The sequence below is a fragment of the Pseudomonas sp. 30_B genome (assembly GCF_017491605.1).
Classification (GTDB): domain Bacteria; phylum Pseudomonadota; class Gammaproteobacteria; order Pseudomonadales; family Pseudomonadaceae; genus Pseudomonas.
In genome coordinates this window covers 106600-128215 of the sequence record NZ_JAFGYY010000006.1, presented here as the reverse complement: position 1 = coordinate 128215, position 21616 = coordinate 106600, and the positions used below count along the sequence as shown (strand labels likewise).

The following is a 21616-nucleotide window of genomic DNA, read 5'->3' as shown; positions in this document are numbered from 1 at the left end:
CCCGGCTTTCAGGCGGGCATCAGCCCAGCAGCGAGATGTCGGCGACGCCGAGGAACAGCCCGCGCAGCTTGGCCAGCAACGCGTAGCGGTTGGCCTTCACGGCGTTATCGTCCGCGTTGACCAGCACTTCCTCGAAGAAGGCATCGACCGGCGCGTGCAGGGCCGCCAGACGGGCCAGGGCTGCGCGATAGTCGCGAGCCGCGGCCAACGGAGCCACTTCGCCTTCGGCAGCCGCCACGGCGCTGCCAAGGGCCTTCTCGGCGGTCTCGGCGAACAGGCCGGCATTGACGGCGGCAGGTACCTCGCCTTCGGCCTTGGCCAGGATGTTCGACACACGCTTGTTGGCGGCGGCCAGAGCCTCGGCTTCCGCCAACTGACGGAAGGCCTGCACGGCCTGCACGCGCTGGTCGAAGTCCAGCGGCGCGGTAGGCTTCAGGGCACGCACGGCCTGGTACACGGCCACGTCCACGCCTTCGTCCTCGTAACGGGCACGCAGACGGTCGAAGACGAAGTCCTGCACCTGCTCGGACAGACCGGCAGCCTTCACCTTGTCGCCGTACTGGGCCACGGCCACGCCGATGGCGTCGGCCAGGTCCAGGTCCAGCTGCTTCTCGATGAGGATGCGCAGCACGCCCAGGGCGGCGCGACGCAGGGCGTAGGGGTCCTTGCTGCCGGTGGGCAGCATGCCGATACCGAAGATGCCGACCAGGGTGTCGAGCTTGTCGGCCACGGCCACGGCGGCACCGGTCAGGGTGGTCGGCAGCTCGGCGCCAGCACCGCGCGGCATGTACTGCTCGTTCAGCGCCAGGGCAACGTCCTTCGCCTCGCCACCGGCGGTGGCGTAGTAGTAACCGGCGATGCCCTGCATCTCCGGGAACTCGCCGACCATCTCGGTGGCCAGGTCGCACTTGGAGAGGATGCCGGCGCGGGCCGCGTTGGTCGCGTCACCGCCAATGCGCTCGGCGATGTAGGCGGCCAGCTTGGAAACGCGCTCGGCCTTCTCGTACACGGTGCCCAGCTGGGCCTGGAACACCACGTTCTTCAGGCGGGCGTTGAAGGCTTCCAGCGGCTGCTTCTGGTCCTGCTTGAAGAAGAACTCGGCGTCGGTCAGGCGCGGACGCACGACCTTCTCGTTGCCGGAGATGATGTGCTCCGGTGCCTTGCTCTCGACGTTGGCCACGGTGATGAAGCGCGGCAGCAGCTTGCCGTTGGCGTCCAGCAGGCAGAAGTACTTCTGGTTGTCCTGCATGGTGGTGATCAGGGCTTCCTGCGGCACGGCGAGGAAGCGCTCCTCAAAGGAGCACACCAGCGGTACCGGCCACTCGACCAGCGCGGTCACTTCGTCCAGCAGGTCGGCCGGCACTACGGCGGTGCCCTTCTGCTCGGCGGCCAGCTCCGCGACGCGTTTGGAAATGATCTCGCGGCGCTCGGCGAAGTCGGCCAGCACGTGGGCGCTGCGCAGGTCTTCCAGGTAGTTGGCCGGGCTGGAGATGCGCACGTTGTCCGGATTGTGGAAACGGTGGCCACGGGATTCGCGGCCGGCCTTTTTGGTCAGGATCTCGCAGTCGACGACGTCATCGCCGAACAGCATCACCAGCCACTGGGTCGGACGCACGAATTCTTCGCGGCGGGCGGCCCAGCGCATGCGCTTGGGAATCGGCAGCTCGTTCAGCGAGGTTTCGACGATGCCCGGCAGCAGGTCCACGGCCGGCTGGCCGGCGATGCTCTGGCTGAACTTCAGCTTCGGTCCGCTCTTGTCGATCTGTTCCAGGTCCACGCCGCACTTCTTGGCGAAGCCGAGGGCGGCCTGGGTCGGGTTGCCGCTGGCGTCGAAGGCTGCCTGCAGTGGCGGGCCGTCGAGGTTCACGGTGCGGTCGGGCTGCTGCACGGCGAGCTGGTCGATCTGCACGGCCAGGCGGCGCGGCGCGGCATAGCAGCGCGCGGCGGCGTAGGTCAGGCCGGCGGCCTTGAGGCCCTTCTCGATGCCGGCCAGGAAGGCTTCACCGAGGCTTTTCAGGGCCTTGGGTGGCAGCTCTTCGGTGCCCAGTTCGACGAGGAAATCCTTCGCGCTCATTATTCGGCCTCCTTCAGCTTGGCCAGTACTTCGTCACGCAGCTCGGGGGTGGCCATCGGGAAGCCGAGGCGGGCGCGGGCCTGCAGGTAGCTCTGCGCCACGTTACGGGCCAGGGTGCGCACACGCAGGATGTAGCGCTGACGCTCGGTCACCGAGATGGCACGGCGGGCGTCCAGCAGGTTGAAGGTGTGCGAGGCCTTGAGGACCATCTCGTAGGTCGGCAGCGGCAGCTGCAGCTCGATCAGGCGGTTGGCTTCGCTTTCGTAGAAGTCGAACAGTTCGAACAGCTTCTCGACGTTGGCGTGCTCGAAGTTGTAGGTCGATTGCTCCACTTCGTTCTGGTGGAACACGTCGCCGTAGGTGACCTTGCCGAACGGGCCGTCGGCCCACACCAGGTCGTACACCGAATCGACACCCTGGATGTACATGGCCAGGCGTTCCAGGCCGTAGGTGATCTCACCGGTGACCGGGTAGCACTCGATGCCGCCGACCTGCTGGAAGTAGGTGAACTGGGTGACTTCCATGCCGTTCAGCCAGATTTCCCAGCCCAGGCCCCAGGCGCCGAGGGTCGGCGATTCCCAGTTGTCCTCGACGAAGCGGATGTCGTGGACCAGCGGGTCGATGCCGATGGCCTTCAGCGAGCCCAGGTACAGCTCCTGGAAGTTTTCCGGGTTGGGCTTGAGGACCACCTGGAACTGGTAGTAGTGCTGCAGGCGGTTGGGGTTCTCGCCGTAGCGGCCGTCGGTGGGACGGCGGCTGGGCTGCACGTACGCCGCGTTCCAGGTTTCCGGGCCCACGGCGCGGAGGAAGGTGGCGGTGTGGAAGGTGCCGGCGCCTACTTCCATGTCGTAGGGCTGCAGCACCACACAGCCCTGATCGGCCCAGTATTTTTGCAGGGCGAGGATCAGGTCCTGGAAGGTGGGCACGGCGGGCGTAGTCTGGCTCACGAATTTCACCTGTGCTGGATATGCGACTAAAACCCGGCAGTATACCCCAAGACGCTTGCGGCTTGGGCCTCACAGCGATTTCCAGGCGCCCGGCGGAAGTTCGCGAATCCACAGGAAAATCCGCCGGATGACTGTGTTTTCATACAGTGGATTGGCTATAGTCGGACTTTTCCTGTCAGGACGACCGCCATGCCCCGCTGCTTCTGGTGTAACGACGACCCGCTGTACATCGCCTACCACGATGCCGAGTGGGGTGTGCCCCAGCGTGATGCACGGGCGCTGTTCGAGATGCTGATCCTCGAAGGCGCCCAGGCCGGTCTGTCCTGGATCACCGTGCTGAAGAAGCGCGAACGCTACCGCGAGGTGCTGTTCGGCTTCGACCCCGAGCGCCTGGCGCGGATGAGCGACGAGGAAATCGAACAACGCATGCAGGACCCGGGCATCATCCGCAACCTTGCCAAGCTCAAGGCGGCACGGCAGAACGCCCGGGCCTGGCTGGAGCTGGAGGACCCGGTGGGCTTCCTCTGGTCCTTCGTCGGCGGCCGGCCCAAGGTCAATCACTTCAGCGAACGCGGCCAGGTCCCGGCGGTGACGCCCGAGGCCGAAGCCATGAGCAAGGCCCTGCGCAAGGCCGGCTTTACCTTCGTCGGCCCAACTATCTGCTACGCCTTCATGCAGGCCACCGGCATGGTGATGGACCACACCACCGACTGCGATCGTTATGCCGAACTCTCCTGATCACGGACGGGGAAGTAACTTGTAGGAGCGAGCTTGCTCGCGAACAGCCCAACGCCGATGCCGCCGGAAAACTCTGTTCGCGAGCAAGCTCGCTCCTACAGGGGATCAGCAGGGTGCGCTGATTCAGGCGATTGAGATGCGTCTTTCGCCTTCACTCTGCGCCACTGGTTAGAATGTGCGCCTCTGAATGAAGGAGTTTCCCGTGGAGAAATTCAAGGGCGCACTGGTGGTGGGCTTCCTGCGGTTGTTCGCCATGCTGCCGTGGCGCGCGGTGGGGGCCTTGGGCGCGGGTATCGGCTGGCTGATGTGGAAGATTCCGAACCGCTCCCGCGAGGTGGCGCGGACCAACCTGGCGCACTGCTTCCCCGAGCTTTCGCAGGCGGAGCTGGAGAAGCTGCTCGGCCAGAGCCTGATGGACATCGGCCGCACGCTCACCGAAAGCGCCTGCGCCTGGATGTGGTCGCCGCAGAAGTCGCTGCAGTACATCCGCGAAGTGGAAGGCATGGACGTGCTGGAAGAGGCCCTGGCCTCCGGCGACGGCCTGGTCGGCATCACCAGTCACCTGGGCAACTGGGAAGTGCTCAACCACTTCTACTGCTCCTACGCCAAGCCGATCATTTTCTACCGGCCGCCCAAGCTCAAGGCGGTGGACGAGCTGCTGAAGAAGCAGCGCGTGCAACTGGGCAACCGCGTCGCGCCGTCGACGCCCGAAGGCATCAAGAGCGTGATCAAGGAAGTGAAGAACGGCGGCTGCGTCGGCATTCCCTGCGACCCGGAGCCGGACCTGGGCTCGGGCCTGTTCGTGCCGTACCTGGGCACCACCGCGCTGACCAGCAAGTTCGTGCCTTCCCTGCTCGCGCGCGGCAAGGCTCGCGGCGTGTTCTTCCACGCGGTGCGCCTGCCCGATGGCAGCGGCTACAAGGTCATTCTCGAAGCGGCGCCGGCGGATATGTACGACAAGGACATGGAGGTCTCGGTCGCCGCCCTCAGCCGCGAGCTGGCCAAGTACGTACGCGCCTACCCGAGCCAGTACATGTGGACCATGAAGCGCTTCAAGAAGCGCCCGGAAGGCGAGGCCCGGTGGTACTGAGCCACGCGCAGCGACAATTGCCACGCCCCTGGCACCCCTTGAGCCGGGGGCTTCCGGCTCCGGCTCTCTAGCCCACGCACCACACGCCCTGCTCCCTGCATTTATCGGCTTGACCTGACCCCCTGGTTTCAGGCCCATTAGTGCGCTGACATTCAGGACGGATGCCACCCATGGCCAACCAACGGCAACACCCACGCACCCCGATGAAGTGCCGGATCAAGATCAGCCATCCCAGCTTCGGCGAGGTGTTCGGCCATACCCGTGATCTGTCCGACGGCGGCGTCTACGTGCGTCACGAGGCGCTGGCCGGGTTGCCGGAGGGCACCCAGGTCAGCGGCCAGGTGCAGGATCTGCCGATGGAAGCGCCGGTCCTGCTGATGGAGGTGATACGCACCGACGCCGAAGGCGCCGGCCTGCGTTTCGTCGAAGAGGACTAGCTCGCCTCGTTCACCGCACTGAGGAACGCCCGCGTCCGCTCATGCTGCGGATGACCAAACAGTTGCTGCGGGCTGCCCTGCTCCAGGATGTTGCCCTGGTGGAAGAAGCACACCCGGTCGGCGAACTCCCGGGCGAAGCCCATCTGGTGAGTGACCATCAGCATGGTCAGGTTGTGCTCGGTGCCCAGCCGGCGCACCACGTTGAGCACCTCGCCGCACAGCTCCGGGTCCAGCGCCGAGGTCACCTCGTCGAACAGCATCACCTTCGGCCGCATCGCCAGTGCGCGGGCGATGGCCACCCGTTGCTGCTGGCCGCCGGAGAGCTGCGAGGGATAGTGGTCGAGCTTTTCGCCCAGGCCGACCATTTCCAGCAACTCCACCGCACGCTCGCGGGCTTCGTCGCGGCGCATGCCCAGCACTTGCACCGGCGCCTCCATCACATTGCGCAGCGCAGTCATGTGCGGGAACAGGTTGAAGCACTGGAAGACCATGCCGATCTTGCTGCGCACCCGGCGCACATGGCTTTCCGGCGCGCGCACCAGGCTGTCGTTGCGCATCAGGTGGGTCAGCGGTTCGCCGTCCACCGAGATCACGCCGCTGTCGATGGTCTCCAGGGTCATCAGCGCGCGCAGCAGGGTCGACTTGCCGGAGCCGCTGGGGCCGATGATGGCGACCTTTTCGTTGGCGCCGACTTCCAGGTTGAGGTCCTTGAGCACGCTGAAGCTGCCATAGCTCTTGCACACGTTGCGGAAGCTCACCATCGGCTGGGCCGTCTCGGCGCGCGCGGTCGGCGCCTCCTGGCCGGTCTTGCGGGGCGACATGGCCCCGGCAGCTTGCAGGGAGTGAACGGACATCGGAGTACCTCCAGAGGATTCAGTCATGGCAGCGCCGTGCGTTTTTCCACCTGGCGGACCACACCGGCCAGGCTGATGCTGATGAGCAGGAAGAACACCCCGACCAGGGTGATCGGCTCCAGGTAGCGGAAGCTGTCGGAGCCGATGTTCTTGGCCTGCTGCATGATTTCCACCACGGTGATCGCGGAGAGCACCGGGGTGTCCTTGAACATGGCGATCAGGTAGTTGCCCAGCGCCGGCAGCACCGGGCGGATGGCCTGGGGCAGGATCACCTCGCGGTAGGCCTTGAACGGCGAGAAGTTCAGCGCCGTCACCGCCTCCCACTGCCCGCGCGGCACCGCCTCAAGGCCCGCGCGGTACACCTCGGCGGTGTAGCAGGCATAGTGCAGGGCGATGCCCAGCGTGCCGGCCACCAGCGCCGTCATATTCAGCCCGTAGGTCGGCAGCACGTAGAACAGGAAGTACACCTGGATCAGCAGCGGCGTGCTGCGGATGAACTCGATCAGCCAGGCCGCCGGCCACGACAGCCAGAAGTGCCGGCTGCGCCGGGCGATGGCGAACAGCAGGCCGAACACCACCGCCAGGGCGAAGCCCACCAGGGTGATGGCGATGGTGCGCAGCGAGGCGTGCAGCAGTTGCGGCAGGATCTGCCAGGCGAAGTGCCAGTCGAAGAGTTTCATCACAGGCCTCCGCGGATTCGGCCATGCCCCAGCCAGCGCTCCAGGCGCCGCATGAGGAAGACGATGATCTGGGCCATGACGAAATACAGCACCAGGGTGAGGACGAAGATCTTCAGCGTCTCGAAGGTCGCCTGGTCCAGCTGGCGGGCGCGGAAGGTCAGGTCGGAGAGGGTGATCAGCGACACCAGCGAGGTGTTCTTCAGCAGCTCGATCAGCAGGTTGGTGCCCGGCGGGATCGCGCAGAGCAACGCCTGCGGCAGGATGATCCGGCGAAAGCGCGTGAAGGGCGTCATGTTCAGCGCCAGCGCCGCCTCGTACTGCCCCTTGGGCACCGAGCCGATGGCGCCGCGCATCACCTCGGCCCCATAGGCGCCGATGTGCAGGCCCAGGCCGATGATCGCCACGCTGTAGGCGCTCATCTCCAGGTTGAAGGGTGGCAGCGGCAGCACGAAGTACAGCCAGAACAGCTGCACCAGCAGCGAGGTGCCGCGGAACAGCTCGATGTAGCTGATCGCCAGCCAGCGTACCGCCGGCCACGGCGAGAGCCGGCCGAGCGCGGCGATGACGGCGGCGACGACCGCCAGCAGGGAGCCGAAGACGGTCACCTGGATAGTGACCCAGGCGCCCTCCAGCAGCAGAGGAAGCAACTCACCCATGATACGCATCCCGTAACGACAGGTTCGACGGAACGGCCAGGCGGGCGCGCTCTAAGGCAGAGCCGCGCCCTGCCCGGTCACTGTTTGCAGAGCTCGGCGGCGGTCTTGTCGGTGACGTTGGACTTGTCGAAGCCGAACGGCTTGACCGTCGCCAGGTGCTCGGCGCTGTCCAGCCACTGCTTGAGCTGTGCGTTCACCGCGTCGCGCAGGTCCTTGTCGTCCGGGCGGAAGGCCAGGGCGCCGTAACCGATGTGCGACGGGTCATCCTTGAAGTCGGCGATGGCTTCCACCGAATCGCCGCCTTTCGCCGCGAGGCCCTTCATGGTCAGTGCGGTGCCGACGCTGGCATCGGCGCGGCCGGCGCGCACGGCTTGCAGCTGCGCGGTGGTGTCGGGCACCTGGACGATCTGCTCTTCCGCCACGCCCTCGGCGCGGGCGTAGCCCAGTTCAGCGGTGCCGGACATGATCGCCAGCTTCACGTCCGGGTTGTTCTTCACGTCGGCGTAGCTGTGCAGGTTCTTCGGGTTGCCCTTCTTCACCAGCAGCGAATCGGGGATCTGGTAGTGCGGGTCGGTGAAGATCACCTGCTGGCAACGCGGCGGGGTGATGTACATGCCGGCGGCGATCACGTCGAAGCGGCCGGCGCGCAGGCCGGGGATCAGCGCGCCCCATTCGGTGAGCACCGGCTCGATCTTCTTCACGCCCATCTTGGTGAAAATCTGCTTGGCGATTTCCGGGGATTCACCGGTGACCTTGCCGGAGGTCTCGGTGTAGGCGAAGGGCGCTTCGTTGGCGTAGCCGATGCGCACGGTGCCGGTGCTCTGGATGCGTTCGAGGGTGGTCTCGGCGTAGCTGCCGGCGCTGACCAGCGCGCAGGCGACGAGGGTACAGGCGAGGCTCAGGCGGTGCAGCAAAACAGGGGCGGTACTCATCTTCGGATCTCCTGATCGTCTTGCCGGCGCGTTCGGCGCGCGGCGCTGGATGGCAGGTAGCAATGTCGTACGACTATTGTTCTTGTTGGCAGGGCCCCTGCGGGGCCTTCCGAAGTTCACTCGCCAGGCGAGGTGATGGGGCAACGACGCCAGACTAAGCCCGGCTGCCTTGCGGCTCTTACCGATCGACAACCCCGCGGCGGGAAAAAGCCACCGTTGCGACGAACGCATCCGCGGGTTTTTTCTGCGCGGGCCTGACAATGCGGCCCGGTGTCCTGTACCCGAGCATACAAAGCGGGGGTGTGCGCCAACATTGCACTAGGACAATTGCTGCCGGCGTGCTGGTCGGTCACTCTGAGCCCCTGACCAGACGGAGCGCTGAAGATGGAAGCCTGGCGTCGCGCCCTGGCCGACCTGCGGGTCGGCGAATCCAAGTACAAGACCCTGGTGCAGGCCATTGCCGGCGACATCGAGCAGGGCCTGCTCAGCGACGGCCAGCGCCTGCCGCCGCAGCGCCACGTGGCCGATGGCCTGGGCATCAGCGTGCAGACCGTGACCAACGCCTACAAGGAACTGGAGCGCCAGGGCCTGGTGCGCTGCGAGGTGGGCCGCGGCAGCTTCGTCTCGCGGCGCATGACCGAAGGCATGGCGCACTACATGGTCGACCACCCCGAACGTGCCCTGGTGGATTTCTCCATCGCCAGCATCGTCCACACCCGCGAGCACGACCGCCTCTGGCAGGACACCTGCCGCGCGCTGGCACAGGAAAGCGACCAGCCCTGGATGCGCGCCTGCCGCCCGGTGGCCGGCTTCGACGCGCACCGCGACGCCGGTGTGCAATGGCTGGCGCAGCAAGGCCTGCAGCGCGAGCGAGACGACGTGCTGATCACCAACGGCGCCGCCCACGGCATCTTCCTCGCGCTGGCCTCCCTCGCCGGGCCGGACGACGTGGTGCTCTGCGAGCAGCTCACCGACCACGGGGTGATCGGCAACTCCCAGGTGCTCGGCTTCACCCTGAAGGGCGTGGAGATCGACCGCGAAGGCATCGACCCGGAACACTTCGAGGACCTCTGCGCCAACGAACGCATTACCGCGCTGGTGTGCACGCCGAACCTGAACAACCCCACGTCGAGCCTGATGCCCGACTCGCGCCGCCGGGCGATCGCCGCCATCGCCCAGCGCTACGGCGTGCACGTGATCGAGGACGACGTCTATGGCCCGCTGCTCGGCGAACAGCGCCCTCCGCCGATCAGCCACTACCTGCCGGACCTGTCGTTCTACTGCACCAGCTTCACCAAGAGCGTGCTCACCGGCCTGCGCATCGGCTACCTGGCCATGCCTCGCCGGCTGGCGTTGCGCACCGAAAGCATCCTGCGGGTGAACAGCTGGATGGCCACGCCGCTGCTGGCCGAGGTGGCCTCGCGGTGGATTCACAACGGAAACGCCCAGGCGCTGATCGGCTTGCAACGGCGGGTACTGGAGAAGCGCCAGGAACTGGTGAAGGACTGGCTCGGCGATCATCTGCTGGGCTGCGACCCGCATTCCCTCAGCACCTGGATCGGCATTCCCGAACACTGGGAGCTGGACAGCCTGGTGCGCGAGCTGCGCCACCGGCATATCGCCGTCACCCCGCCCGATCCCTTCATGGTTCGTGGCACGTCCAGGCCGCGCGCGGTGCGCCTGTGCATGGGCGCCGAATGCAGCGACGAGCGCATGGCCAGCGCCCTGGAAGACATGCGCGAACTGTTCGGGCAGTACCCGAAGATTCACGACTTCTGACGCCGAAATCTCCCTGTAGGAGCGAGGGGGACGCCATCGTTATTGCTCGCGAATGGATTTCCCGGCGACGTCGGGGTTGGGCGGGTTCGCGAGCAGGCTCGCTCCTACACCTATCCGAGTCGTAGGGCGCATAACGCGCCAGCGTTATCCGCCGCATGGTGAACGGCGGATAACCTGTTCCAGGTTATCCGCCCTACGGCCTGTACTCAGCTTCATCGTAGGAGCGGACTCCGTCCGCGATAGGTCCGCATCGCGCCGGATGCCATCGCGGACGGAGTCCGCTCCTACGAAAGACCCTCCACGAACGACATCGTCCTAGTACATTCATCGTGACAATTTCCCGCCCCTACACTCGGCCCCAACTGCAACCCGGAGGCCGAGATGGACCCGATTCCCCTCGTCGAACTGTACCGCGCACGCCAGCGCATCCAGGGCCTGGTGCGGGAGACGCCGCTGGCGCATTCGCCCAGCCTGTCCAACCTGCTCGGCGCACCGGTGTACCTCAAGCTCGAATCCCAGCAGATCACCGGCAGCTTCAAGCTGCGCGGCGCGAGCAACGCCATTGCGCAGCTCAGCGACGAGCAGAAGGCCAGGGGTGTGGTCGCCGCCTCCACCGGCAACCATGGCCGGGCGCTGGCCCACGCCGCGCGTGTGCTCGGCGTTCCGGCGACCATCTGCCTGTCGCAGTTGGTGCCGGCGAACAAGGTCCAGGGGATCCGTGAACTCGGCGCTGAAGTGCGCATCGTCGGCAACAGCCAGGACGATGCCCAGGCAGAGGCCGAACGTATCGCCCGCGATCATGGTGCGGCGCTGCTGCCGCCCTTCGACCACCCGCAGATCATCGCCGGCCAGGGCACTCTCGGCCTGGAAATCCTCGAACAGCTGCCGGACGTGCGCCAGGTACTCATACCGCTGTCCGGCGGCGGTCTGTTCGGCGGTGTGGCCCTGGCGCTCAAGCACGCCGATCCGACTATCCGCGTGCATGGCATCAGCATGCGCCGGGGCGCCGCCATGGCCGCCAGCCTCGCCGCCGGCCACCCGGTGGAAGTGAAAGAGCTGCCGACCCTGGCCGACTCCCTCGGCGGCGGCATCGGCCTTGGCAACCGCTACACCTTCGCCCTGGCCCGCGACTACTGCGACCAGTTGCACCTGCTCGACGAAGACTCCATCGCCGCCGGCATCCGCCACGCCTACCGCGAGGAGCGGCAGGTGGTGGAAGGCGCCGCCGCCGTGGGTATCGCCGCGCTGCTGGACGGCCTGATCGCCCCGGTCGGCCCGGTGGTGGTGATCGTCAGCGGCCGCAACATCGCCATCGAACAACACCAACGCGTTATCGAGGAATCCACCCATGGCTGATGTCACCCTGCTCAGCGAAGCCGACCTGCGCGCCTGCGTGGCGATTGACCAGGAAAGTCTCGACGCCGTCGAGCACGCCTTCCGCCTGCTCGCCACCGCGCCCGTGGCGATGCCGCCGATCCTTCGCCTGGACGTGCCCGAGCACAACGGCGAAGTGGACGTGAAGACCGCCTACCTGCCCGGCCTGCCGCGCTTCGCCATCAAGGTCAGCCCCGGCTTCTTCGACAACCCCAAGCTCGGCCTGCCCAGCCTCAACGGCATGATGATGCTGCTCTCCTCGCGCACCGGCCTGCTCGACGCGCTGCTGCTGGACAACGGCTACCTCACCGCCGTGCGCACCGCCTGTGCCGGCGCGGTGGCGGCCAAGTGGCTGGCCCGTGAGGACTCCCGCCAGGTCGCGCTGATCGGCGCCGGTGAGCAGGCGCGGCTGCAGCTCAAGGCACTGTGCCTGGTGCGCCCCATCGAGGCCGCCAGCGTCTGGGCGCGGGACATCGCCAAGGCACGCGAGTGCGCCAGCGATTTGTCCACCCGCCTGGGCATCCCGGTGACCGCCTGCGCCAGCATCGACGAAGCGCTGGAAGGCGCCGACATCGCCATCACCACCACGCCTAGCCGCGAGCCACTGATCCAGAAACATCACCTGCGCCCCGGCCTGCACATCACCGCCATGGGCTCCGATGCCGAGCACAAGAACGAGATCGCCGCCGACGCCCTGGCGGCGGTGGACAGCTACGTCGCCGACCGTCTCAGCCAGACCCTGGTGTTGGGCGAACTGCACCACGCGATGGAGGCCGGAAACGTCAGCCTGGACGCCGACTTCGCCGAGCTCGGGCAGGTCATCGCCGGGCAGCGCGAAGGCCGTCGCCGCGCCGAAGAAATCACCCTCTGCGACCTCACCGGCACCGGCGCCCAGGACACCGCCATCGCCGGCCTGGCCTTCCAGCGGGCGCAGAGGATGGGCAAGGGCTTCCGCTTCAGCAGCTGAAAAAATTTCGTCCCGCTTCGCGGGAAGAGCGCCCTCACCCTAACCCTCTCCCGCACGCGGGAGAGGGAACTGATCGGAGCAGGAAGACGCTGCGGCGTCAGCCGGCTCGGACTGCCCCCTCTCCCTCTGGGAGAGGGCTGGGGTGAGGGGATTGCACAGGCACGGGTTGTCCGGAAGAGGCCCGCAACAGGTTCCCCCAAGAGGATTTCCGCATGTCCGAAATCGTCGTCAACCTCCCCTTCAGCCGGGAGGAATATGCCCAGCGGATCGCCAAGGTCCGCGCCAGCATGCAGGAGCGTGGCATCGAGCTGCTGCTGGTCACCGACCCGTCGAACATGGCCTGGCTCACCGGCTACGACGGCTGGTCCTTCTACGTGCACCAGTGCGTGCTGCTGGCGCTGGAGGGCGAGCCGGTCTGGTTCGGCCGCGGCCAGGATGCCAACGGCGCGCGGCGCACGGTGTTCATGCAGGCGGACAACATCGTCGGCTACCCCGACCACTACGTGCAGTCCACCGAGCGCCACCCGATGGACTACCTGTCCCGCGAGGTGATCGCGGCGCGCGGCTGGGCGAGCAAGACCCTCGGCGTGGAAATGGACAACTACTACTTCAGCGCCGCCGCCTTCCGCTCGCTGCAGGCCAACCTGCCGACCGCGAGGTTCGTCGACGCCACCGCCCTGGTGAACTGGCAGCGCGCGGTGAAATCCCCGCGCGAGATCGAGTACATGCGCGTCGCCGCGCGCATCGTCGAGAAGATGCACGCGCACATCGTCGAACGCATCGAGCCGGGCATGCGCAAGAACGAGCTGGTCGCCGAGATCTACAGCACTGGCATCCTCGGCGTGGACGGCCACGGCGGCGACTACCCGGCCATCGTCCCGCTGCTGCCCACCGGCGCCGACGCCAGCGCGCCGCACCTGACCTGGGACGACACGCCCTTCGAGCGCGGCGCCGGCACCTTCTTCGAGATCGCCGGCTGCTACAAGCGCTACCACTGTCCGCTGTCGCGCACCGTGTTCCTCGGCACGCCGCCGCAGCATTTCCTCGATGCGGAAAAAGCCGTGGTCGAAGGCATCGCCGCCGGCCTGGACGCCGCCAAACCCGGCAACACCACCGGCGACATCGCCCGCGCCTTCTTCCGCGTGCTGGAGAAATTCGGCATCCACAAGGACAGCCGCTGCGGCTACCCCATCGGCATCAGCTACCCGCCGGACTGGGGCGAACGCACCATGAGCCTGCGCCCGAGCGACAACAGCGTGCTCGAACCGGGCATGACCTTCCACTTCATGCCCGGCCTGTGGATGGACGACTGGGGCCTGGAGATCACTGAAAGCATCCTCATCACCGAGCGCGGTGTGGAGACCTTCTGCGACTACCCGCGCCAGCTGTTCGTGAAGGAGTGAAGCGATGACCCCTGCACTCGACAAGCCGCTTCGTGAGAACCCCATCGCCGCCAGCGTCGATTTCCAGCGCGACGGCGTGCAGCACGGCCACCTCAAGCTGCCCTACTCGCGGGACGATTCGGCCTGGGGCGCGGTGATGATCCCGATCTGCGTGGTGAAGAACGGCAACGGCCCCACCGCGCTGCTCACCGGCGGCAACCATGGCGACGAGTACGAAGGCCCGGTGGCGCTCAGCCGCCTGGCCCAGGAACTGCGCGCCGAGGACGTGCGCGGCCGGGTGATCATCGTGCCGTTCATGAACACCCCGGCGTTCCTCGCCGGCAAGCGCACCTCGCCGATTGATGCCGGCAACCTCAATCGCAGCTTCCCCGGCCGCCCGGACGGCACGGTGACGCAGAAGATCGCCGACTACTTCCAGCGCACCTTGCTGCCCCTGGCGGACGTGGTGCTGGATATCCACTCCGGTGGCCGCACCCTCGACTTCCTGCCCTTCGCCGCCTGCCACGTGCTGCCGGACAAGGTCCAGCAGGAGGCCAGCGAGGCGCTGATGCGCGCCTTCGCCGCGCCCTATTCCATGCGCATGCTGGAGCTGGACGCGGTGGGCATGTACGACACGGCGGCCGAGGAGCAGGGCAAGCTGTTCGTCACCACCGAACTGGGCGGCGGCGGCAGCAGCAGCGCGCGCAGCGTGGCCATCGCCCGACGCGGCGTGCGCAACGTGCTGGTGCAGGCCGGCATCCTGCATGGCGAAGTCGAGCCGGCGAAGTCGGTGATGCTCGACATGCCCGACGGCGACTGTTTCGTCGCCAGCCAGCACGGTGGCCTGCTGGAGATGTGCCGCGATCTGGGCGACCGGGTCGAGCGCGGCGAGGTGCTGGCGCAGGTCCACGACGTGCTGCGCACCGGCACCGCGCCGGTGGAGTACCGCGCCAAGCGCAGCGGCGTCCTCGCCGCGCGGCACTTCCCCGGCCTGGTGCAGAGCGGCGACACCCTCGCCGTGGTTGCCGAGGTGCTGGACTGAACGGGAGCCCGTCATGATCAAGCTCGACCGCTATGACCTGAAGATCCTGCGCATCCTCGCCGGCGACGGGCGCATCACCAAGTCGAGCCTGGCCGAGGCGATCAACCTCTCGGTCAGCCCGGCCTGGGAGCGAGTGCGCAAGCTGGAGGAGGCCGGGCTGATCAAGGGCTACCGCGCGCAGATCGACTGGCCGGCGCTGTTCAGGCAGCAGCAGGTGCTGGTGGAAATCACCCTCGCGCGCCACACCGCGCAGGACATGAAGCGCTTCGAGCAGCGCCTGCAGCAGGCGCCGGAGGTGGGCTTCTGCTACGCCACCGGCGGCGGGGTGGACTACATCGCGATGATCCAGGCGCGCGACATCGACCACTACCAGCGCTTCATCGACCAGTTGCTGCTGGAGGACGTGGGCATCGAGCGCTACTTCACCTACATCGTCACCAAGGTGATCAAGACGCTGGATGCGGCGATTCCCGCCGAGGCGCTGGAGCCGAGCTCTGCGTAGGGCGAATAACCTGGAACAGGTTATCCGCCGTTGCCCTTGCGGCGGATAACGCTGGCGCGTTATGCGCCCTACGACGTAAGGGGGCAAATCCCGCCGAGGCGCTGGGGCAAGCTCTGCGTAGGAGCGGACTCCGTCCGCGATGGTGTCCGGCGCGATGCGGGGCCGATCGCGGACGGAGTCCGCTCCTACGAATATGCAAACGTCGGCGCTGAACAAAAATCGCTCAACAAATCCTGACTTCCCGGTCCGGATCGTATACACTGCGCGCCGCTCGGCATGGTGCCGGGCATGGGTTCCCTCACCCCATCGACGAAAAAGGCCCTGAGCATGTCGGCATCCCTTCCGGCGGCACGGCGCGGCGCACTCGCCGGCCTGGTCGCGTTCCACATCCTGATCATCATCGCCAGCAACTACCTGGTGCAGCTGCCCATGACCCTGTTCGGCTGGCACACCACCTGGGGCGCGTTCAGCTTCCCGTTCATATTCCTGGCCACCGACCTCACCGTCCGCCTGCTCGGCAAGCGCCCGGCGCGGCTGGTCATCGCGCGGGTGATGATCCCGGCGCTGCTGGCTTCCTACGTGATCTCGGTGATCTTCCAGGAAGGCGCCTTCCGGGGCGTCTCCGCCCTGGGCGACTTCAACACCTTCGTCGCGCGGATTTCCCTGGCCAGCTTCCTGGCCTACGTGTTCGGCCAGATCCTCGACATCCAGGTCTTCGACCGCCTGCGCCGCATGCGCCAGTGGTGGATCGCCCCAGTGGTCTCGACCCTGTTCGGCAACCTGCTGGACACCTTCACCTTCTTCTCCATCGCCTTCTGGGGTAGCGACAACGCCTTCATGGCCGAGCACTGGGTGGAGATCGCCTGGGTCGACTACGGCGTGAAGCTGGCGGTCATGCTGATGCTCTTCGTGCCGCTCTACGGCATGCTGCTGAGCGCCATCACGCGTAATCTGCGCCGCCAGCCCGCCGTCATCTGACGCCACCCGAAAAAGCCCAACAGCGGCGGCAGAACTGCGAAAAGATTTGCCGCCGCCATCCCCCGCTTAGGAAAAAACCGCGCGCCTCCGGCCCCTAGCATGGTCTCCATGCCAACCGTCCGGGAGCCGCCGCCATGTCCTTTGCCCATCCCCTGCTGTTCAAGTCGCTCTGCTATGTGAACGGCCACTGGCTGCATAGCGCGAGCGGCACCAGCATCGCCGTCGACAACCCTGCCACCCGCGAACCCATCGGCCACGTGCCGTTGCTCGATCGCGAGCAGATCGTGAGTGCCATCGACGCCGCAGCAGCCGCCTTCCCCGCCTGGCGTGCACGCAGCCTGGATGACCGTGGCGCACTGCTGCGCCGCTGGGCCGAGCTGATCCGCCAGCACCGCGAAGACCTCGCGCAGATCCTCAGTCTGGAGCAGGGCAAGCCGCTGGCCGAATCCCTCGGCGAGATCGACTATGCCGCGAGCTTCATCCCCTGGTTCGCCGAGGAGGCGCGGCGGCTGAACGGCCGCAACATCCCCAGCCACATCCCCAACGCGCACCTGGGCACGGTGGTCGAGCCGGTCGGGGTCGCCGCCCTGCTCACGCCGTGGAATTTCCCCAGTGCGATGATCACCCGCAAGGCCGCCGCCGCCCTGGCCGCCGGCTGCAGCGTGGTGGTCAAACCGGCCCACGAAACGCCCTACTCCGCCTTCGCCCTCGCCCAACTGGCGGAAGAAGCCGGCTTCCCCGCCGGCGTATTCAACGTGGTGTTGGGCGAGCCGCAGATGGCCATGGAAACCCTGGTGGGCGACAGCCGCGTACGCGCCGTGAGCTTCACCGGCTCGACCCGCGTGGGCAAGCTGGTACTGCAGGCCGCCGCCCGGGACGTGAAGAAAGTCGCCCTGGAGCTGGGCGGCAACGCGCCTTTCATCGTGCTGCCGGATGCCGATCTGGAGCAGGCGGTGCGGTTCGCCATCGACGCCAAGTTCCAGACCTCCGGGCAGGACTGCTGTGCGGCCAACCGCATCCTGGTCGCCCGCGAACTCTACGACCCCTTCCTGCAGCGCTTCGCCCGCGCCGTGCGTGAACTGCGCGTCGGCCCGGCCAGCGACTTGCGCAGCCAGATCGGCCCGCTGATGCACCAGGGCGCCTTCGACGTCACCTGCGAGCGCGTCCAGGACGCCATCGCCCAGGGCGCGCGCCTGCTCGCCGGCGGTGAACCCCATGCGCTGGGCGGCTGGTTCCACCAGCCCACCGTGCTGGCCGACGTCACGCCGCAGATGCGCATCTGGCGCGAGGAAAACTTCGCCCCCATCGCCGGCGTGAGCGCCTATGACGACCTGGACGAAGCCGTCCGGCTGGCCAACGACACCGAGTACGGCCTGGCCGCCTACCTGTGTGGGCAACGCCTGGATCACATCTGGCCGCTGATGCGGCGCCTGGAGTTCGCCATGGTGGCGGTCAACGGCGCCAAGTTCACCGGCCACCCCATTCCCTTCGGCGGCATGAAGGCTTCGGGCCTGGGCCGCGAGGGCGGCAGCGAGGGCTTCGAGCCCTTCGTCGAAACCAAGTACTTCGCCTTGCACCACGGCGCCATCTGACCGGGAGACCATCGCCATGACCGACTATGCCAAGCTGTTCGAGGAAGACCGCGCACACTTCATGCACCCCTCGACCCACGCCCACGACCACGCCAGTGGCGCGCTGCCGGGGCGGATCATCACCGGCGCCTCCGGCGTGCGCATCCGCGACCACCAGGGCCGCGAGCTGCTCGACGCCTTCGCCGGCCTCTACTGCGTGAACATCGGCTACGGCCGCACCGAAGTGGCCGACGCGATCCATGCCCAGGCCACGCAGCTGGCCTACTACCACACCTACGTGGGCCACTCCTCCGAGGCGATCATCGAGTTGTCCGCGCGGATCATCCGCGACTGGGCGCCGGCGGGCATGAAGAAGGTCTACTACGGCCTCTCCGGCTCCGACGCCAACGAGACCCAGGTCAAGCTGGTGCGCTACTACAACAACGTGCTGGGCCGGCCGCAGAAGAAAAAGATCATCTCCCGCCAGCGCGGCTACCACGGCTCGGGCATCGTCACCGGCAGCCTCACGGGGCTTGCGAGCTTCCACCAGCACTTCGACCTGCCGGTGGAAGGCGTCAAGCACACCCTCTGCCCGCACTTCTACAAGGCCCCGGCCGGCATGGACGAAGCCAGCTTCGTGCGCCACTGCGCCCAGGAGCTGGAGAACCTGATCCTCGCCGAAGGGCCGGACAGCGTGGCGGCCTTCATCGGCGAGCCGGTGATGGGCACCGGCGGCATCATCGTCCCGCCCAAGGGCTACTGGGAGGCGATCCAGGCGGTGCTGGCGAAATACGACGTGCTGCTGATCGCCGACGAAGTGGTCTGCGCCTTCGGCCGCCTCGGCGACAAGATGGGCAGCCAGCGCTACGGCATGCGCCCGGACCTGATCACCACCGCCAAGGGCCTGACCAGCGCCTACGCGCCGCTGTCGGCGGTGATAGTCGGCGAGAAGGTGTGGGATGTGATCGACACCGCCTCCAGCCGCGAAGGCGCCATGGGCCACGGCTGGACCTACTCCGGCCACCCGATCTGCGCGGCGGCGGCGCTGGCCAACCTGAACATCCTCGAACGGGAAAACATCACCGCCAACGCGGCGGAGGTCGGCGGCTACCTCAACCAGCAGCTGCGCCAGACCTTCGAGGGCCATCCGCTGGTGGGCGAGGTGCGCGGCGACGGCATGCTGGCGGCGCTGGAGTTCATGGCCGACCGCGAGGCGCGCACGCCGTTCGATCCGGCGCTGAAGGTCGGCCCGAAGGTCTCGGCGGCGTGCCTGGAACGCGGCATGATCGCTCGTGCCATGCCCCACGGCGACATCCTCGGCTTCGCCCCGCCGCTGGTGCTGACCCGCGCCGAGGCGGACGAAATCGTCGGCATCGCCAAGGCGGCAGTGGATGCGGTGGCGGCGGAGGTGCTGTAAAGGCTCTTCGTAGGAGCGGATTCATCCGCGATGTGCCACCGGCCAGCTCGGAGCGGCCGGCAATCGATCGCGGACGGAGTCCGCTCCTACGAGATCAAGAGCCCCTCACCCTAACCCTCTCCCGCGAGCGGGAGAGGGGACCGTTCGGAGCAGGGAGCAATCAAAGCGTCAGCCGGTACGGACGGCTCCCTCTCCCTGAGGGAGAGGGCTGGGGTGAGGGGGAATCGCAGGCACGGACTTATCCGGTAGAAGACAGTTGCTCCTACGTAACCTTCAAGGTCGGTGAGTGGCGATAAAAAGGGCGCTTACGCGCCCTTTGCCTTGTCCAGCTTGCGCAGGAACACCGTCATTTCCTTCTCCGCCTGCTTGTCGCCGTGCGCCTGCGCGGCGGCCAGGCCATCGCTCCAGGCGGCGTGGGCGCCGTCGAGGTCACCCTGGGTCTGTAGCGCCTTGCCCAGCAGCTTCCAGGCGGCGGAGTACTTCGGGTCCTGCTCCACGCAGCGGCGCAGGTGTTCGGCGGCTTTTGCGGCATCGCCGGCATCCAGGTAGCCCTTGCCCAGGCCGAAGCGCAGCAATGGGTTGTCCACGCCCTTGGCGAGCATCTTTTCCAGCGAGTCGATCATGGCGGGCCTCCGGTTGCGTCACCCGTCATTGTGCCTCAACTGCGCCAGAACGCGGGCGTCAGCAGGATCAGCAGGGAGAATACCTCCAGCCGCCCCAGCACCATCGCCAGGCTCAACACCAGCTTGGCGCTGGCCGGCAGGTTGCCGTAGTGCACCGCTGCCTCGCCCAGCGCCGGGCCCAGGTTGTTCAGGCAGGAGGCGAGCGTGGAGAACGCCGTGAGCTGGTCCACGCCCAGCGCCAGCAGTACCAGCATCAGGCTGACGAAGGTCACCAGGTAGATCGAGAAGAACGCCCACACCGATTCCACTACGCGGTCCGGCACCGTGCGCCGGCCCAGCTTCACCAGGAATACCCCGTTGGGGTGCAGCAGGCGCAGGAACTCGCGCATGCCCTGGCGGTACACCAGCAGCATGCGCATCACCTTCATGCCGCCGCCGGTGGAGCCGGCGCAGGCGCCGATGAAGGTGCTGTAGAGCAGCAGGTAGGGCAGCAGCGTTGGCCAGGTACTGAAATCCGCCAGGCCAAACCCGGTGGTGGTGGCTACCGAGATCACCATGAAGGCTGCGTAGCGGATCGATTGCAGCGGCGACTCGTAGTGATGGTGGAGGATCAGCGTCGCCGAGGTGATCAGGAACAGCGCCAGCAGGATACCCAGGTAAGCCCGGCACTCCGGGTCCTTCAGGTAATGGCTGACCCGGCGCTGGCGCCAGGCGAGGAAGTGCAGGCTGAAATTGATTCCGGAGATCACCAGGAAGGCCATGCAGATCAGCTCGATCAGCGGGCTGTCGAAGTAGCCGATGCTGGCGTCGTGGGTGGAGAAGCCGCCGATGGCGATGGTCGAGAAGCTGTGGCCGATGGCGTCGAACAGGCTCATGCCGGCCGCCCAGTAGGCCAGCGCGCAGGCGGCGGTCAGGCCGCAGTAGAGGAACCAGAGGGTCTTGGCCGTATCGGCGATGCGCGGCGAGAGCTTGTGCTCCTTCAATGGGCCGGGCATTTCCGCGCGATACAGCTGCATGCCGCCGATGCCGAGCATCGGCATCACCGCCACCGCCAGCACCACGATGCCCATGCCGCCCAGCCATTGCAGCTGCTGGCGGTAGTAGAGGATCGCGTGGGGCAGTTTATCCAGGCCGGTGAGGACGGTGGCGCCGGTCGTGCTCAAGCCGGAGAAGGCTTCGAACAGCGCGTCGGCCACGCCCATGTGCGGTGCGTCCGACAGCGCGAAGGGCAAGGCACCGAAGGAGCCCAGGACGATCCAGAACAGCGCGGTCACCAGGTAGCCATCGCGGATGCGCAGGTCCTGCTTGTGCTGGCGGCACGGCCACCAGATGGCGAAGCCGGTCAGCAGGGTGACCAGGAACGACAGCGCGAAGGGCTGCCAGGCGTGCTCGGCGTAATGAAGGTCCACGAGCAGCGGTGGCAGGTGCGTGGCGCTGAACAGCATCAGCAGCACGCCGAGGATTCGACCGATGGAGGAGTAGCGCATGACCGTAGGCAGACAAGCTGGAACAGGCCACGCAGGGTGACAAGGGAGGGGCGGCGGCGCTGTAGGAGCTGTCTGAAAGCGCTGCG

General features: G+C 66.9%; 20 protein-coding genes. 12 read left to right on the top strand and 8 right to left on the bottom strand.

What is annotated here, in order from left to right; translation table 11 throughout:
- Nucleotides 1-19: 19 nt before the first annotated feature.
- Together glyS and glyQ are read right to left on the bottom strand one after the other, a co-directional pair.
- Nucleotides 20-2074, bottom strand: a complete 2055-nt coding sequence (gene glyS / locus J5M67_RS08530) for a glycine--tRNA ligase subunit beta (RefSeq protein ID WP_207884870.1) — start codon at nucleotides 2072-2074, stop codon at nucleotides 20-22.
- On the bottom strand, nucleotides 2074-3021 hold the full coding sequence (glyQ, locus tag J5M67_RS08525; protein ID WP_207884869.1) for a glycine--tRNA ligase subunit alpha: 948 nt from the start codon (nucleotides 3019-3021) through the stop codon (nucleotides 2074-2076). The genes glyS and glyQ overlap by 1 nt, the downstream gene beginning before the upstream one ends.
- A 189-nt stretch (nucleotides 3022-3210) precedes the next feature.
- On the opposite strand from glyQ, the gene J5M67_RS08520 reads away from it, so the two are divergent.
- The 3 genes from J5M67_RS08520 to J5M67_RS08510 all read left to right on the top strand — a co-directional run bounded on the left by J5M67_RS08520 (nucleotide 3211) and on the right by J5M67_RS08510 (nucleotide 5286).
- Nucleotides 3211-3759 carry a DNA-3-methyladenine glycosylase I gene (locus J5M67_RS08520; protein ID WP_207884868.1) on the top strand — a complete coding sequence of 183 codons (549 nt, stop codon included), beginning with the start codon at nucleotides 3211-3213 and terminating at the stop codon, nucleotides 3757-3759.
- A 202-nt stretch (nucleotides 3760-3961) separates the two neighbouring features.
- Nucleotides 3962-4849 (top strand): lysophospholipid acyltransferase, encoded by an 888-nt coding sequence (locus J5M67_RS08515; protein ID WP_207884867.1) that lies wholly within the window; start codon nucleotides 3962-3964, stop codon nucleotides 4847-4849.
- Nucleotides 4850-5019: 170 nt separating this feature from the next.
- On the top strand, nucleotides 5020-5286 hold the full coding sequence (locus tag J5M67_RS08510; RefSeq protein WP_207884866.1) for a PilZ domain-containing protein: 267 nt from the start codon (nucleotides 5020-5022) through the stop codon (nucleotides 5284-5286).
- Here J5M67_RS08510 and ehuA read toward each other — a convergent pair.
- The 4 genes from ehuA to ehuB all read right to left on the bottom strand — a co-directional run bounded on the left by ehuA (nucleotide 5283) and on the right by ehuB (nucleotide 8408).
- Entirely contained in the window at nucleotides 5283-6107 is an 825-nt protein-coding gene (ehuA, locus tag J5M67_RS08505) for an ectoine/hydroxyectoine ABC transporter ATP-binding protein EhuA (protein WP_279381558.1), read from the bottom strand. The two genes, J5M67_RS08510 and ehuA, sit on opposite strands and share 4 nt — an antisense overlap.
- 56 nt (nucleotides 6108-6163) lie before the next feature.
- Entirely contained in the window at nucleotides 6164-6820 is a 657-nt protein-coding gene (gene ehuD, locus J5M67_RS08500; RefSeq protein WP_207884865.1) for an ectoine/hydroxyectoine ABC transporter permease subunit EhuD, read from the bottom strand.
- Nucleotides 6820-7476, bottom strand: a complete 657-nt coding sequence (gene ehuC, locus J5M67_RS08495; protein ID WP_207884864.1) for an ectoine/hydroxyectoine ABC transporter permease subunit EhuC — start codon at nucleotides 7474-7476, stop codon at nucleotides 6820-6822. Before ehuC ends, ehuD begins: the two co-directional genes overlap by 1 nt.
- A 77-nt stretch (nucleotides 7477-7553) precedes the next feature.
- On the bottom strand, nucleotides 7554-8408 hold the full coding sequence (gene ehuB, locus J5M67_RS08490) for an ectoine/hydroxyectoine ABC transporter substrate-binding protein EhuB (RefSeq protein WP_207884863.1): 855 nt from the start codon (nucleotides 8406-8408) through the stop codon (nucleotides 7554-7556).
- 384 nt (nucleotides 8409-8792) lie between these two features.
- Here ehuB and J5M67_RS08485 point away from each other — a divergent pair, with 384 nt between their 5' ends.
- The 9 genes from J5M67_RS08485 (at nucleotide 8793) to J5M67_RS08445 (ending at nucleotide 19420) form a co-directional block, all read left to right on the top strand.
- A complete protein-coding gene (locus J5M67_RS08485) occupies nucleotides 8793-10187 on the top strand; it encodes a PLP-dependent aminotransferase family protein (protein ID WP_207884862.1) in 1395 nt (464 codons plus the stop codon).
- A gap of 381 nt (nucleotides 10188-10568) precedes the next feature.
- Entirely contained in the window at nucleotides 10569-11543 is a 975-nt protein-coding gene (gene eutB / locus J5M67_RS08480; protein ID WP_207884861.1) for a hydroxyectoine utilization dehydratase EutB, read from the top strand.
- Entirely contained in the window at nucleotides 11536-12528 is a 993-nt protein-coding gene (locus tag J5M67_RS08475) for a cyclodeaminase (protein ID WP_207884860.1), read from the top strand. Before eutB ends, J5M67_RS08475 begins: the two co-directional genes overlap by 8 nt.
- 212 nt (nucleotides 12529-12740) lie before the next feature.
- Nucleotides 12741-13931 (top strand): ectoine hydrolase DoeA, encoded by a 1191-nt coding sequence (gene doeA, locus J5M67_RS08470; RefSeq protein WP_207884859.1) that lies wholly within the window; start codon nucleotides 12741-12743, stop codon nucleotides 13929-13931.
- A 4-nt stretch (nucleotides 13932-13935) separates the two neighbouring features.
- Complete coding sequence (gene doeB, locus J5M67_RS08465) at nucleotides 13936-14952, top strand: N(2)-acetyl-L-2,4-diaminobutanoate deacetylase DoeB (protein ID WP_207884858.1); 1017 nt, start codon at nucleotides 13936-13938, stop codon at nucleotides 14950-14952.
- Nucleotides 14953-14965: 13 nt separating this feature from the next.
- Nucleotides 14966-15454 carry an Lrp/AsnC family transcriptional regulator gene (locus J5M67_RS08460; RefSeq protein WP_207884857.1) on the top strand — a complete coding sequence of 163 codons (489 nt, stop codon included), beginning with the start codon at nucleotides 14966-14968 and terminating at the stop codon, nucleotides 15452-15454.
- 327 nt (nucleotides 15455-15781) lie between these two features.
- Nucleotides 15782-16432: a 7-cyano-7-deazaguanine/7-aminomethyl-7-deazaguanine transporter gene (locus J5M67_RS08455; RefSeq protein WP_207884856.1), complete on the top strand. Its 651-nt coding sequence runs from the start codon at nucleotides 15782-15784 to the stop codon at nucleotides 16430-16432.
- Nucleotides 16433-16566: 134 nt separating this feature from the next.
- Entirely contained in the window at nucleotides 16567-18024 is a 1458-nt protein-coding gene (locus tag J5M67_RS08450; RefSeq protein ID WP_207884855.1) for an NAD-dependent succinate-semialdehyde dehydrogenase, read from the top strand.
- A gap of 16 nt (nucleotides 18025-18040) precedes the next feature.
- Nucleotides 18041-19420 carry an aspartate aminotransferase family protein gene (locus J5M67_RS08445; protein ID WP_207884854.1) on the top strand — a complete coding sequence of 460 codons (1380 nt, stop codon included), beginning with the start codon at nucleotides 18041-18043 and terminating at the stop codon, nucleotides 19418-19420.
- Nucleotides 19421-19725: 305 nt separating this feature from the next.
- On the opposite strand, the gene J5M67_RS08440 is transcribed toward J5M67_RS08445, so the two are convergent.
- Nucleotides 19726-20043 (bottom strand): tetratricopeptide repeat protein, encoded by a 318-nt coding sequence (locus tag J5M67_RS08440; protein ID WP_207884853.1) that lies wholly within the window; start codon nucleotides 20041-20043, stop codon nucleotides 19726-19728.
- Between the two features lie 35 nt (nucleotides 20044-20078).
- Nucleotides 20079-21530, bottom strand: a complete 1452-nt coding sequence (locus tag J5M67_RS08435; RefSeq protein WP_207884852.1) for a TrkH family potassium uptake protein — start codon at nucleotides 21528-21530, stop codon at nucleotides 20079-20081.
- Between the last annotated feature and the right edge of the window lie 86 nt (nucleotides 21531-21616).